We start from the raw sequence: 13,353 nt of genomic DNA, 5'->3' as shown, positions 1-13,353 counted from the left end.
CTGATTGGCGTTTGGCCGGGGCTGCGCTACACCCGCGCGACCTGATAATTCGCAGCCCCGAGCCGAACGCCATGACCGACATCGCCGACATCACCGCCCGCCAGATTCTGGACAGCCGGGGCAACCCCACGGTCGAGGTCGATGTGACGCTGGAAGACGGCGCCTTCGGACGCGCGGCCGTGCCTTCGGGGGCCTCGACCGGTGCTCACGAGGCGGTCGAGCTGCGCGACGGCGACAAGGCGCTCTGGGGCGGCAAGGGCGTCATGAAGGCGGTCGATGCTGTCAACGGCGAGATCTTCGACGCCCTCAGCGGGCTGGATGCCGAGGACCAGCGCCGCATCGACGAGACCCTGATCGGTCTTGACGGCACAGCCAACAAGGGCCGTCTGGGCGCCAATGCTATCCTGGGCGTCAGTCTGGCCTGCGCAAAGGCCAGCGCCATGTCGGCGGGCCTGCCCCTGCACCGCTATGTCGGTGGCGTCACGGCCCGCATCCTGCCGACTCCCATGATGAACATCATCAACGGCGGGGCCCATGCCGACAACCCGATCGACATCCAGGAATTCATGATCCTGCCGACTGGCGCGGAAAGCTTTTCCGAAGCCCTGCGCATGGGCACCGAAATCTTTCACGCGCTGAAAAAGGCGCTCAAGGACGCGGGCCACAACACCAACGTCGGCGACGAGGGTGGCTTTGCCCCCAATCTGGCCTCCGCCGAGGCCGCGCTGGAGTTCATCACGAAAGCGGGACAGGCGGCCGGCTATCTGGCGGGCGAGGACTTCCACCTCGGCCTCGATGTCGCTTCGACCGAATTCTACAGGGACGGCAAATACCGCCTTGAAGGCGAAGGCAAGACGCTCGAATCAGACGCCATGGTCGCCTACCTGGCCGACCTGTGTGAGCGCTTCCCGATCGTGTCGATCGAGGACGGCTGCGCCGAGGATGATTTCGACGGCTGGAAGCTGCTGACCGATCGTCTGGGCGACAAGGTGCAGCTGGTCGGCGACGATCTGTTCGTGACCAATCCCGTGCGTCTGGCGGCCGGCATCGGTGAGGGCCTGGCCAACTCAATCCTGATCAAGGTCAATCAGATCGGCACGCTTTCCGAGACTCTGGATGCGGTCGATATGGCCCATCGTGCCGGCTATACGGCGGTGATGAGCCACCGCTCGGGCGAGACCGAGGACTCGACCATCGCCGATCTGGCCGTCGCCACGAACTGTGGACAGATCAAGACCGGATCCCTGGCCCGCTCGGACCGCACGGCCAAGTACAACCAATTGCTCCGCATCGAGGAGATGCTGGGTGACCAGGGTCTCTATTTCGGCGACGGCATGCTGCTCAAATAAGCCGGACAACTCTGTTCAGGCGCTGAAATCCTGCGGCCAAGCTACGGTTCGTTAGGCATTTTCATGCAGACATCGGGAACCATAGTTCACGCTCAGAAGGAGCGTTCCCAGTGCCTGAATGGATGAAACCCTACGCCCTGTCCGCCTTGCTTCTGTTGAGCGTCCTCTATCTGGGGGTGCAGGCCCTGACCGGGCAGTATGGCCTGCTGACCGGGGACGAGCGCGCCGCGACCCTGGCCGACCGTGAGGCGGCGGCCTTGCGGCTGACCGAGGAGCGCCAGGAGCTGGAACTGCGCGTTCGCTACCTTCAGACCGACCACCTGTCGCGCGACCTGCTGGAAGAGCGGGCGCGCGTGCTGCTGGGCTATGCCGACCCGGCCGACCACGTCATCCGGGTCAGCCTGACGACGCCGGCCCCGACACAGGCTGCGCCCGCTCTCTAAACTAATGTTACAGCCCGGGCGGGCCGCTTTGCGTTTTCGGAACGAAGGCTGCTAAAGCCGCTTTCGTAATGACAGGCCGCGCGCAGGTGCGACGGGCCGCAACGCCGGGAGGCCCGGATGGCGAAAGCCGCCGCACAGAAATCCACGTCCGCCAAACGGTCCAACGGCCCCGCCGCGACCAAGGAAGACCTGCTGCGCTACTACCGCGAAATGGTGCTGATCCGCCGTTTCGAGGAGCGGGCGGGCCAGCTGTACGGCATGGGCCTGATCGGCGGTTTCTGCCACCTCTATATCGGCCAGGAAGCCGTGGCCGTCGGCGTGCAGGAAAGCGTCAAACAGGGCCACGACAAGATCATCACCGGCTATCGCGACCACGGCCACATGCTGTGCGCAGGCATGGATCCCAAAGAGGTCATGGCCGAGCTGACCGGCCGCATTGGTGGCTCGTCGAAGGGCAAGGGCGGCTCGATGCACATGTTCGACGTGCCGACTGGCTTCTATGGCGGGCATGGCATCGTCGGCGCGCAGGTTGCGCTGGGCACGGGCCTCGCCTTTGCCGGTCGCTATCGCGGCGATGACTCGGTCGCCTTCGTCTATTTCGGCGACGGCGCGGCCAATCAGGGCCAGGTCTATGAAAGCTTCAACATGGCCCAGCTGTGGAAGCTGCCGGCCATCTACATCATCGAAAACAACCAGTACGCCATGGGCACGAGCATCGAGCGCTCGTCCTCGACGACGCAGCTCAGCGAGCGCGGCGCCAGCTTCGGCATCCCGGGCGAGCAGGTCGACGGCATGGACGTGATCGCCGTGCGCGACGCGGTGGCAAGGGCGGTCAAGCGCGCGCGCGAAGGCGGCGGCCCCTACATCCTCGAGATGAAGACCTATCGCTACCGCGGCCACTCCATGTCGGATCCCGCCAAATACCGGGCCAAGGAAGAGGTCGATGAGGTCAAGACGACCCGCGACCCGATCGACCATGTGAAGAAGTTGCTGGCCGACGCCAAGGCCACCGAGGACGAGATCAAGGCCATCGACGCCGAGGTGAAGTCCATCGTCGCCGAGGCCGTCCAGTTCGCCCAGGAAAGCCCCGAGCCGGACCCCTCCGAGCTCTACACTGACGTCTACGTGGAGGCCTGAACGTGACCGACATTCTGATGCCGGCGCTGTCGCCCACGATGGAAGAGGGCACGCTGACCAAATGGCACATCAAGGCGGGGGACACGGTCTCTGCCGGGGATGTGATCGCCGAAATCGAAACCGACAAGGCGACCATGGAGGTCGAGGCTGTCGATGAGGGCGAAGTGCTGGAAATCCTCGTGGCCGAGGGCTCCGAAGGCGTGAAAGTCAATACGCCCATCGCCCGTCTGGCCGGTGAGGACGGCGCGGCCGCGCCTGCGCCGACGTCGGACGCTCCGGACTCTGCCAGGGCCGAGGCCGACGCACCGAAAGCCACGGCCGAAGGCAAGACAGGCGATCCCGAAAAGGCCCCGCCGGAGACGTCCACGCCCAAGGTCGAGCTGCGCGATCCCGAGATTCCCGGCGACGCCAAACTGGTGAAGACCACCATCCGCGACGCCCTGCGCGACGCCATGGCCGAGGAGATGCGCCGCGACGAAAGCGTCTTCCTGATCGGCGAGGAGGTCGCCCAGTACCAGGGAGCCTACAAGGTCAGCCGCGAGCTGCTGCAGGAATTCGGCGACAAGCGCGTTGTCGACACCCCGATCACCGAGCACGGCTTTGCCGGTCTGGGCGTCGGCGCGGCCATGGCGGGGCTGAAACCGATCGTCGAGTTCATGACCTGGAACTTTGGCATGCAGGCCATCGACCACATCATCAACTCGGCGGCCAAGACCCTCTATATGTCGGGCGGTCAGATCCGTGCGCCGATCGTGTTCCGCGGGCCAAACGGGGCCGCAAGCCGTGTCGGCGCCCAGCACAGCCAGGACTATTCCGCCTGGTACGCCCAGGTGCCCGGCCTGAAGGTCATTGCCCCCTATGACGCCGCCGACGCCAAGGGCCTGCTGAAGGCGGCGATCCGCGATCCCAATCCGGTCGTCTTCCTCGAGCACGAGATGATGTACGGCCTGGAGTTCGACGTGCCCGAGGTCGAGGACTACGTCCTGCCGATCGGCAAGGCCAAGGTCCGCCGCGAGGGCACCGACGTCACCATCACGGCCCACAGCCGCATGGTCGGCTTTGCCCTGCAGGCCGCTGAAAAGCTGGCGGAGGAGGGGATCGAGTGCGAGGTCGTCGATCTGCGGACCCTGCGCCCTCTGGATCACGAGACCATCGTTGAGAGCGTGAAGAAGACCAACCGTCTGGTCTCGGCCGAGGAAGGCTGGGGTCCCATGGGCGTCGGAGCCGAGGTCGTGGCCCGGGTCATCGAACACGCCTTCGACTATCTGGATGCCCCGCCCCTGCGCGTGCATCAGGAAGATGTGCCGCTGCCCTATGCCGCCAATCTGGAAGCCCTGTCGCTTCCGGGCGTCGACAAGATCATCAAGGCTGTGAAATCGGTGACCGCATGACCCAGGAAATCTCCGAATTCCAGCTGACGACGCCGGAAAGCGTTGCCTCCGACCCTGATGCCGTCGAGTTCACACGCATGTGGTGGTCGCGTGGCGAGCCGGTCATGTCGATCAAGCCCGCCTTCAACGACCCGCGCCAGTACGGCCACATGCTGGCGCTGGCGGCGAAACACATGGCCCACGGCTATGCCGTCCGTCACGGCCAGGATGAGCGGAAGGCCTATAACGCCATCCTCGAGGGCTTCTCGGACATCCTGAAGCGCAACGACGTCCAGACCCTCGTCGAGAAGGAGTGAGCGCCGCATGACCGACATTTTGATGCCCGCCCTGTCCCCGACGATGGAAGAGGGCGTTCTGGCCAAATGGCACGTCAAGGTCGGCGACACCGTCTCGGCCGGGGATGTGATCGCCGAGATCGAGACCGACAAGGCGACCATGGAGGTCGAGGCCGTCGATGAGGGCGAAGTGCTGGAAATTCTGGTCGAGGCCGGGACCGAGGGCGTGAAGGTCAACACCCCCATCGCCCGCCTGGCCGGCGACGACGCTGCACCCGCGCCGAAGAAGGCTGAGCCTGCGAAGGACGAGGCCAAGGCTGAAGCGACGCCCGAGCCCAAGCCGGAGCCGAAGGCTGAGAAGGCGGAGGCTCCCAAGGCCTCACCGGCCCCCGCGAAAGACGGCGAACGCATCTTCGCCTCGCCGCTGGCCCGGCGTATCGCCGCGCAGAACGGCGTCGACCTGAAGTCGGTCAAGGGCACGGGTCCGCACGGGCGTATCGTCAAGCGCGACGTCGAGGGCCTGAAGGGCGGCACCGTTGCGACCTCGACCGCCGCGACCCAGGGCGAACCCCGCAAGGTTCAGTCTCTGGCTCAGATGGGCATCCCGGACGGCAGCTATGATCTGATCCCGCTGGACGGCATGCGGAAGGCCATCGCCCGCCGCCTGACCGACAGCTTCCGCGACGTGCCGCACTTCCCGCTGACCATCGATTGCGAGATCGACGGCCTGCTGGCTGCCCGCGCCCAGGTCAATGCGATCCTCGAACCGCAGGGCATCAAGGTTTCGGTCAACGACTTCATCATGAAGGCCGTGGCCATGGCCCTGAAGGCCGTCCCAGAGGCCAACGCCAGCTATTCGCCGGAAGGCATCGCCCTGCATCACCACGCCGATGTCGCCATGGCGGTGGCCATCGACGGCGGCCTGATCACCCCGATCATCCGCAAGGCCGAGACCAAGTCGCTGGCCGAGATCGCCACGGAATCCAAGGACCTGGCCAAGCGCGCCCGCGACCGCAAGCTGAAGCCCGAGGAATTCCAGGGCGGCACCTTCTCGGTCTCGAACCTCGGCATGTTCGGCATCAAGTCCTTTGCCTCGATCCTCAACGAGCCCCAGGGCGCGATCATGAGCGTCGGGGCAGGGGAGAAGCGCCCCGTCGTGCGTGGCGACAGTCTGGCGGTCGCGACCGTCATGACGGTCACCCTGACCTGCGATCACCGCGTGGTCGACGGGGCCATCGGCGCCCGCTTCCTGCAGGCGTTCAAGCCGATGATCGAAAACCCCGTGACGATGCTGGCGTAAGGACGACACCGTGGCTGAATTCGATCTCATCGTCATCGGCTCGGGCCCGGGCGGCTATGTGGCGGCCATTCGGGCCAGCCAGCTGGGCCAGAAGGTCGCCATCGTCGAGCGCGAAAACCTGGGCGGGATCTGCCTGAACTGGGGCTGTATCCCGACCAAGGCCCTGCTCAAGTCGGGCGAAAAGTACGAGAGCCTGAGCCACCTCAAGGACTATGGCCTCAGCGCCGACAAGGTCGGGTTCGACTTCGAGGCCATCATCCAGCGGTCGCGGAACGTCGCCAAACAGCTGAACAGCGGCGTCGGTTTCCTGATGAAAAAGAACAAGATCGAGGTCATCGAGGGCACGGCGAAGCTGGAAAAGGGCAAGGCCGCCCCCAAGGTCGTCATCGACCTCAAGGCCGGGGGCAGCCGCACGGTCGAGGCCAAGGCCGTCATGCTGGCGGTCGGCGCCCGCGCCCGCGCCATCCCCCAGATCGGGCTGGAAGCCGACGGCGACCGCATCTGGGCCTATCGCGAGGCCATGGCGCCGAAATTCATGCCCAAATCCATCGTCGTGATCGGCTCGGGCGCCATCGGCATCGAGTTCGGCAGCTTCTATCGTGCGCTCGGGGCCGAGGTCACGGTGGTCGAGGCCGTCGACCGCATCATGCCGGTCGAGGACATCGAGGTCTCGAAGGCCGCGCAAAAGGCGTTCGAAAAGCGCGGCATGAAATTCCGCACCGGCTGCACCGTCAATTCGGTGAAGAAATCGACCAAGGGCGTCGCCGTTTCGATCAAATCCGCCAAGGGTGACGAAACGCTCGAGGCCGAGGTCTGCATCTCGGCGGTCGGCATCACTGCCAATACCGACGGCATCGGGCTGGAGGCGCTGGGCGTCACCATGGACCGCGGCCACATCACCATCGACGGCCACTGCCGCACCAATGTGAAGGGCCTCTACGCCATCGGCGACTGCGCCGGCGCGCCCTGGCTGGCGCACAAGGCCTCGCACGAAGGCATCCACGCCGCCGAGCACATCGCGGGCTTCAAGACGCCCAATGTCCATTCCCCCATCGCCGGCTGTACCTATGCCCAGCCCCAGGTCGCCTCGGTCGGCATCACCGAGCAGCAGGCGAAGGAAGAAAAGCGCGAAGTGAAGATCGGCCGCTTCCCTTTCAAGGTGAACGGCAAGGCCATCGCCTCGGGCGAGACCGAGGGCTTTGTGAAGACCATCTTCGACGCGAAGACGGGCGCCCTGATCGGGGCCCATATGATCGGCGCCGAGGTGACCGAGATGATCCAGGGCTATGTTACCGCCATCACGCTTGAGGCGACCGAAGAGGACATCCACGGCATTGTCTATCCGCACCCCACGATGTCCGAGGCCATGCACGAGGCCGCGCTGGATGCGTATGGCCGGGTGATCCACATCTAGGATCGCGCGCCGCGCGGGGCGAACATGAGCGATTTGTAAGGTTGGGGCAGGGGCCTTTCTCCTTGCGCCTCCGACCCTTGCGGACCTAGTCTGCCCCGCGTCGAGAATGGGTAGGGGTTTCGCGTCTTGTTTCACTATCTGGGCATTGCCCTGGCCGGTCTGATCGTCGCCCAGGACCCCGTTGCGGCCCCGATCGTGAACCCGGGCGCCCCCGGTGCCGCCTCGCGCCAGATCACGGCCGCCGAGGCCGTCGACCTCAGCCGCACGACCTATACCGAGCAGGACGTCCGCTTCATGCAGCACATGATCGTCCACCACGGCCAGGCCGTGGAGATGGTCGAGCTGCTGCAGACCCGGGCCAGTTCGCCCGCCGTTCGCGCCATCGGTCGCCGCATCGCCCTCAGCCAGGAAGCCGAGATCGACCTGATGCAGAACTGGCTTCTGTCGCGCGGCCTGCCGCTGGAAGCCGCAGACCTGCACGCTGGCCACGGACCTGCCCCGTCGGCCTCAACGGCCCACGACGCTCGTACGGGCCACGACGCCCACGCCGGCCATGGCGGCCACGGCGCGGCGCCGGTCGATCCCGACACGGTTCCGATCATGCCCGGCATGTTGTCACCGGCCCAGATGCGCGCGCTGGCCGCCGCCGAAGGGCCCGAATTCGATCGCCTGTTCCTCGAGGGCATGATCCAGCACCATCAGGGTGCCCTCGACATGGTCGATGAGCTGCTGTCCTGGCCGGACTCCGGCAATGATCCGATGCTGTCGGACTTCGCGGCATCCGTCGTCGCCGACCAGTCGGCCGAAATCCTGCGTATGCAATCCCTTCTGTCTGAACTCTGAACCCTTGACCCAAGGAGCGGCCATGTTTGTTCGCAAAGCCCTGTATTCATCCGTCGCCGCCATGGCCGTCCTGCTGGGGGCCAGTGTCGCCTCGGCCCAGATCCAGACCATTCCCTCCGACGAGCGGACCACACTTGCCCCGGGCATCTATGATGCGGCCTCGGCCAGCTCGGGCCTCGCGCTCGAACACACCCTGGCGCCGCCTCCCGGCTTCTTCGATCCGGACGCCATTTTCGCGCCGCCGACCACCCGCGAAGAGGCAGCGGCCTATCGTGCCAATCCGCCGCGCTACAGCCCGCTGGCCCTGGCCAACAGCGACATGGCCGTCTCGGGCGGCCGCCTGTTCGTCGGCAATTTCAACGGCTTCAACATCTATGACATCAGTGGGGCAGGGGCCCCCGAACTGGTGACCTCCGTGGTTTGCCCGGGCGGGCAGGGCGATGTCTCGGTCCACGGGAATCTGCTGTTCATGTCGGTCGAGCAGAACAACGGCCGTCTGGACTGTGGCGCTTCGGGTGCCGACGGGGCCGTGAACCCCGAACGTTTCCGCGGCGTGCGGATCTTCGACATCAGCGACATCAAGGCCCCGCGTCAGGTTGCGGCCGTCCAGACCTGCCGTGGCTCGCACACGCACACCCTGGTGCCGAACCCGGCCGATCCGAACATCCTCTATATCTATAACTCGGCCACGGCCGGCGTTCGCCGCAGCGATGAACTGGCCATCTGCTCGGATGGTGACCCCGCCACCAACCCCGACACGGCGCTCTATTCGATCGACGTGATCGAGGTGCGTCTGGACCGTCCCCAGGACGCCGCCATCGTCAACCGTCCGCGCATCTTCGAGGATCGCGAGACCGGACAGGTGGCCGGTCTCTGGAAGGGCGGTCGCGCGGGTGTCGCCAGTCAGGCGACGGCGCAGACCAACCACTGCCACGACATCACCGTCTTCCCGGAGATCGGACAGGCCGCCGGAGCCTGCTCCGGAAACGGCATCCTGCTCGACATTTCGGATCCCAAGAACCCGCAGCGCATCTCGGACATCTTCGATCCCGACATGGCCTACTGGCACTCGGCGACCTTCGACAACACCGGCACCAAGGTGGTCTTCACCGACGAGTGGGGCGGCGGCACGGCACCGCGCTGCACGGCCGATGCACCCGGCAACTGGGGCGCCAACCTGATCGCGACCATCACCAACGGTGAACTGCGCGGACGGTCCTTCCACAAGCTGCCGTCGATCCAGGGACCGGCCGAAAACTGTGTGGCCCACAACGGCAACATCATTCCGGTGCCCGGCCGCGATCTGATGGTCCAGGCCTGGTACCAGGGCGGTGTCTCCATCATGGACTTCACCGATCCGATGGCCCCGACCGAGATCGCCTATTTCGACCGGGGGCCGCTGGGTGACCGGCTGATGATCGGCGGTTCGTGGTCGGCTTACTGGTTCAACGGCCGGATCTATTCCGCCGAGATCGCGCGCGGCCTCGACGTGCTGCGTCTGGTGCCGTCCGACCAGCTTTCGGCTGCCGAGATCGCCGCCGCCGAAGCCATCATGACGGACGAGATCAACCCCCAGACCCAGACCCGGATCAGCTGGGCCGACACGCCCGACGTCGCCGGGGCCTATCTCGATCAACTGCAGCGCGCCGGCGCGATTGAGGCAACCCTGGCCCAGCAGGTGACCGGAGTGATCACCGGCTGGCGCGGAGGTCGGATCGACGCCGCCGCCGCCACCGCGGCGTCGGCTTCGCTGAAGGCAGCTGCCGGAGCCCAGGGCGTGGCGCCGCTGGCGGCGCGCCGTATGAACGCGCTGGCCGATGTTCTGACCCGCGCCGCAGGCTAGTCTGCCGCGAACCGAAAGGGCCCGCCGGGGAACGCACTCCGGCGGGCTTTTTCGGCTCTCCGTTTATCGCCTAAGATATATTATGCGAAATAAAGAACGGGCCGCAGATTGCCTCTAATCAAAGACTGAAGTTTGCGGTCCACCCGTCATGGGCGACATCGACATGGGCCGGCAGGCGCGACTTCAGCGAGCGGTAGTCGAGGTCGAGGTGCAGGTTGGTCAGTAGAGCGTTCGGCACGCCGGTTCGTTCAATCCACTCCAGCGCGCGGTCGACGTGGGCGTGGGTCGGATGCGGCGTCCAGCGCAGCGCATCGACGATCCAGAGCTCACTGCCCCGCACGGCCTCCAGCGCCGTTTCATCCAGGGCATCCACATCGCTGGAATAGCTGACCGGGCCCAGCCGATAGCCGACGGACCGGATCGGCCCATGCCCCTGGTCAAAGGTCACGACGGGAATGGCCCCCCCTGCTCCCTCGACCGACCACGGCGTGCCATGCGGAGGGATGTCCCGCGCTTCCAGCAGAGCAGGATAACCCTGCTGGCTCTCGAAAATGTATCGGAACCGTTCCTCCAGGGCCTCGCGCGTCGGGGCGTCCATCCAGGCCGGAATGCGCGCGCGGTTGCGCAACACGAAGACCCGGAGGTCATCAATGCCGTGCGTCTGGTCGGCGTGGTCGTGGGTATAGAGCACGGCATCGACGTGCTTGAGCCCGGCCGCCAGCGCCTGCTCGCGCAGGTCCGGCGAGGTATCGATCAGGGCCGTTGTCTCACCGTCTGCGCCCGTCAGACGCGCCAGCATCGAACAGCGCATGCGCCGGTTCCGGGGCTCGGACGGATCACAGGCGCCCCAGTCGCCATCGCCACGCGGCACGCCGCCCGACGAGCCGCAGCCCAGGACGACGATCTCCAGTTCACCGCTCATGCCCCCTCCGGCCGGGGAATGCGGTCGAACAGGGCAAAGAAGGCATCGGTCGTGCGCGCCTCGGCCTCATCGCGGGTCCAGCCCCGGATCTCGGCCAGCTTGTCCAGCACGTGCCCGACCCAGGCCGGCTCGTTTCGCCGGCCCCGGTGCGGCACTGGCGCCAGATAGGGACAGTCGGTCTCGACGATGATTCGGTCGCCCGGCATGTCGCGGATCACCGCCCGCACATCCTCGGCCGCCTTGAAGGTCGCAATGCCCGAGACCGAGAACCATGCGCCCAATTCTGCTGCCAGTTCCGCCAGTTCCGGACCACTGGTGTAGCAGTGCATGAGGAGTTTGAACGGTCCGGCTGCCATCTCCTCGCGCAGGATTCCGGCCATGACCTCATCGGCCTCCCGCGTATGCACCACCAGCGGCAGTCCCGTCCGCCGGGCCGCCTCGACATGCACCCGAAACACCTCCGCCTGCGTCTCGCGCGGGCTGAGATCATAGTGGAAGTCCAGCCCGCACTCGCCTATTCCAACGACCTTTTCTCGCTCTGCCAATTTCACCAGTCGATCGACGGTCAGATCCGCATAGTGCCGCGCCTCATGCGGGTGCACCCCGACCGTGCACCAGATGTCGTCATGCGCCATGGCCAGCCCGTGGGTGGCTTCGAAGGTCGCCAGCCGGTCGGAAATCTCGACCATCAGGCCGACCCCGGCCTCGCGCGCCCGGGCGATCACCGCATCGCGGTCTTCATCGAACTGCGGCGCGTGCAGATTGACGTGGCTGTCGATCAGCATGCGGCGCGCGCCCTTGCCCGGTCCAGTTCGGCCATCAGGGTGAACAGCACATCCTGCCGGTCCAGGTTCAGCCCCGCCGTCTGGTCCGCCCGCGTCTGGATGCTGGACCACAGCTCGGCCCAGGCCTCCGCGCCCGGCCCGCCCGACAGGGCCCGGCCCTTCACTGCGGCGGCCAGCCGATCAAGGATCAGCTCGAACCGGGGCCCCGCATCCGCGCGCTTCAGGCTCTCGGCGACCGGGATCACCGCGCTCAGGTCGGAATCCCGCATCCAGCCGTCGACCAGGGCGTCGATACCCGCGACCTCATCTCCTGCCAGCGCCAGGGCCCGGCCCGGAGATCCTCCCGCCGCCCGCGCCGCCGCCCGCGCCTGGTCTTCGTCCAGCCCCAGCCGACCCTGCAACAGACTTGTCAGCCGGTCCTCACGCCACACCGGAAAGCTCAGCCGCCGGCATCGCGACCGGATGGTCGGCAACAGCCGCCCGGGCGAGTGGGCCACCAGAAACAGCACGCCGCGCTGTGGTGGCTCCTCAAGAATCTTCAGCAAGGCGTTGGCAGCATTGACGTTCAGGTCATCGGCGCTGTCCACGATCGCGACCCGCCACTCGGATCGCGACGGGCTCTTGGAAAAGAAGCCCGGCAATTCCCGCGCCTGATCAACCGAGATGGTCCGCCGGGCCTTGCTGCCCTCGGTCACCCGTTCCAGCACCATCAGGTCGGGATGCGACTGGGCCGCAATCAGCTGGTTGGTCGGATCTCCGGGCGCACTGCCCAGCGGCCCGCGCGCGGGGTCCGGTGCCGCCCCCAGCAGGCGCCGCGCCGCGCGATAGGCAAAGCCCGCCTTGCCCACGCCCTCCGGCCCGCACAACAGCCAGCCGTGATGCAGCCGCCCGCCCGCCATGGCGTCAACGAACGCCTGCTCGGCCGCCTCATGGCTGACCTCGTCATAGCGATCACGTGGGTGAGCCGTCACGCCGGAACCTTCGGCAGGGGCAGCCGCGCCTCGATCGCGTCCCAGACGCGCAGGGCCACGCCGTCCTCCGTGCCCCGCGCATCAATCACCCGACAGCGCTCGGCATGGTCGGCCGCGATGTCCAGAAAGGTCCGCCGCAGTCGCGCGTGAAACGCCAGCCCCTTGGACTCGAACCGCGTCTCGAACAGTCCCCGGCCAAAGGCCCGCTCCAGCCCTTCCTCGACCGGCAGGTCAAAGATCAGCGTCAGGTCCGGCTGGTCCGTCCCGACCACGGCCTGGTCCAGTGCCTCGATAAAGGCCCGGTCCACCCCGCCGCCCCCGCCCTGATAGGCCCGGCTGGAATCCGCGAACCGGTCACAGATCACCCAGTGGCCGGCGGCCAGGGCCGGGCGGATGGTCCGCTCCAGATGGTCATTGCGCGCTGCGAACATCAGCAGCACCTCGGTCGTCGGCGACCAGCGTTCGCCCTCGCCATTGACCACCAGGTCGCGAATCGCCTCGGCACCTGCGGAACCGCCCGGCTCCCGCGTCAGCAGCACTTCCAGACCCCGCGCGCGCAGACGCTCGGCCAGCCGCCCCGCCTGGGTCGACTTGCCGGTACCCTCCCCGCCTTCAAAGGTGATGAACCGTCCGCGCGTCATCCGCTCAGAATGGCGACATGCCGGGGGGAAACCAAGCCC

At 66.5% G+C, this 13,353-nt stretch carries 13 protein-coding genes; 9 read left to right on the top strand and 4 right to left on the bottom strand.

Features of this window, described 5'->3' with window-relative positions:
- The first annotated feature begins 71 nt into the window (after window positions 1–71).
- The 9 genes from eno to IBJ06_RS05740 all read left to right on the top strand — a co-directional run bounded on the left by eno (window position 72) and on the right by IBJ06_RS05740 (window position 9,995).
- Window positions 72–1,349 carry a phosphopyruvate hydratase gene (gene eno / locus IBJ06_RS05780; RefSeq protein ID WP_292158133.1) on the top strand — a complete coding sequence of 426 codons (1,278 nt, stop codon included), beginning with the start codon at window positions 72–74 and terminating at the stop codon, window positions 1,347–1,349.
- Window positions 1,350–1,459: 110 nt separating this feature from the next.
- Window positions 1,460–1,792, top strand: a complete 333-nt coding sequence (locus IBJ06_RS05775) for a septum formation initiator family protein (protein ID WP_292158131.1) — start codon at window positions 1,460–1,462, stop codon at window positions 1,790–1,792.
- A 117-nt stretch (window positions 1,793–1,909) separates the two neighbouring features.
- Window positions 1,910–2,929, top strand: coding sequence for a pyruvate dehydrogenase (acetyl-transferring) E1 component subunit alpha (gene pdhA / locus IBJ06_RS05770; RefSeq protein WP_292158129.1), 1,020 nt, complete (start codon window positions 1,910–1,912; stop codon window positions 2,927–2,929).
- A 2-nt stretch (window positions 2,930–2,931) separates the two neighbouring features.
- Window positions 2,932–4,320, top strand: a complete 1,389-nt coding sequence (locus IBJ06_RS05765; RefSeq protein WP_292158125.1) for a pyruvate dehydrogenase complex E1 component subunit beta — start codon at window positions 2,932–2,934, stop codon at window positions 4,318–4,320.
- Window positions 4,317–4,616, top strand: a complete 300-nt coding sequence (locus IBJ06_RS05760) for a DUF5076 domain-containing protein (protein ID WP_292158123.1) — start codon at window positions 4,317–4,319, stop codon at window positions 4,614–4,616. Before IBJ06_RS05765 ends, IBJ06_RS05760 begins: the two co-directional genes overlap by 4 nt.
- A 7-nt stretch (window positions 4,617–4,623) precedes the next feature.
- Window positions 4,624–5,895: a pyruvate dehydrogenase complex dihydrolipoamide acetyltransferase gene (locus tag IBJ06_RS05755; protein WP_292158121.1), complete on the top strand. Its 1,272-nt coding sequence runs from the start codon at window positions 4,624–4,626 to the stop codon at window positions 5,893–5,895.
- Between the two features lie 10 nt (window positions 5,896–5,905).
- Window positions 5,906–7,309: a dihydrolipoyl dehydrogenase gene (gene lpdA / locus IBJ06_RS05750; protein WP_292158119.1), complete on the top strand. Its 1,404-nt coding sequence runs from the start codon at window positions 5,906–5,908 to the stop codon at window positions 7,307–7,309.
- Between the two features lie 126 nt (window positions 7,310–7,435).
- Window positions 7,436–8,152: a DUF305 domain-containing protein gene (locus IBJ06_RS05745; protein WP_292158117.1), complete on the top strand. Its 717-nt coding sequence runs from the start codon at window positions 7,436–7,438 to the stop codon at window positions 8,150–8,152.
- A gap of 22 nt (window positions 8,153–8,174) precedes the next feature.
- Complete coding sequence (locus tag IBJ06_RS05740) at window positions 8,175–9,995, top strand: hypothetical protein (RefSeq protein ID WP_292158115.1); 1,821 nt, start codon at window positions 8,175–8,177, stop codon at window positions 9,993–9,995.
- 118 nt (window positions 9,996–10,113) lie between these two features.
- Here IBJ06_RS05740 and IBJ06_RS05735 read toward each other — a convergent pair whose 3' ends face one another.
- Genes IBJ06_RS05735 through tmk form a run of 4 tightly spaced genes read right to left on the bottom strand, consistent with a single transcriptional unit; the run spans window position 10,114 to window position 13,314 of the window.
- Complete coding sequence (locus IBJ06_RS05735; protein WP_292158113.1) at window positions 10,114–10,917, bottom strand: MBL fold metallo-hydrolase; 804 nt, start codon at window positions 10,915–10,917, stop codon at window positions 10,114–10,116.
- Window positions 10,914–11,702 (bottom strand): TatD family hydrolase, encoded by a 789-nt coding sequence (locus tag IBJ06_RS05730; protein ID WP_292158111.1) that lies wholly within the window; start codon window positions 11,700–11,702, stop codon window positions 10,914–10,916. Before IBJ06_RS05730 ends, IBJ06_RS05735 begins: the two co-directional genes overlap by 4 nt.
- Window positions 11,696–12,673 carry a DNA polymerase III subunit delta' gene (locus IBJ06_RS05725; RefSeq protein ID WP_292158110.1) on the bottom strand — a complete coding sequence of 326 codons (978 nt, stop codon included), beginning with the start codon at window positions 12,671–12,673 and terminating at the stop codon, window positions 11,696–11,698. The genes IBJ06_RS05730 and IBJ06_RS05725 overlap by 7 nt, the downstream gene beginning before the upstream one ends.
- Window positions 12,670–13,314, bottom strand: a complete 645-nt coding sequence (gene tmk, locus IBJ06_RS05720; RefSeq protein WP_292158107.1) for a dTMP kinase — start codon at window positions 13,312–13,314, stop codon at window positions 12,670–12,672. The genes IBJ06_RS05725 and tmk overlap by 4 nt, the downstream gene beginning before the upstream one ends.
- Window positions 13,315–13,353 lie beyond the last annotated feature (39 nt).

This window comes from Brevundimonas sp., from assembly GCF_016742135.1.
Lineage (GTDB): Bacteria > Pseudomonadota > Alphaproteobacteria > Caulobacterales > Caulobacteraceae > Brevundimonas.
The sequence above is the reverse complement of the archived record's forward strand: the minus strand, read 5'-3'. Positions and strand labels throughout refer to the sequence as shown.

Bases quoted from the DNA above. Each gene is read 5' to 3' on its own strand.
- eno (WP_292158133.1), top strand. From the start codon at position 72: ATGACCGACATCGCCGACATCACCGCCCGCCAGATTCTGGACAGCCGG.
- pdhA (WP_292158129.1), top strand. From the start codon at position 1,910: ATGGCGAAAGCCGCCGCACAGAAATCCACGTCCGCCAAACGGTCCAAC.
- IBJ06_RS05760 (WP_292158123.1), top strand. From the start codon at position 4,317: ATGACCCAGGAAATCTCCGAATTCCAGCTGACGACGCCGGAAAGCGTT.
- IBJ06_RS05755 (WP_292158121.1), top strand. From the start codon at position 4,624: ATGACCGACATTTTGATGCCCGCCCTGTCCCCGACGATGGAAGAGGGC.
- IBJ06_RS05740 (WP_292158115.1), top strand. From the start codon at position 8,175: ATGTTTGTTCGCAAAGCCCTGTATTCATCCGTCGCCGCCATGGCCGTC.
- IBJ06_RS05735 (WP_292158113.1), bottom strand. From the start codon at position 10,917: ATGAGCGGTGAACTGGAGATCGTCGTCCTGGGCTGCGGCTCGTCGGGC.
- IBJ06_RS05730 (WP_292158111.1), bottom strand. From the start codon at position 11,702: ATGCTGATCGACAGCCACGTCAATCTGCACGCGCCGCAGTTCGATGAA.
- tmk (WP_292158107.1), bottom strand. From the start codon at position 13,314: ATGACGCGCGGACGGTTCATCACCTTTGAAGGCGGGGAGGGTACCGGC.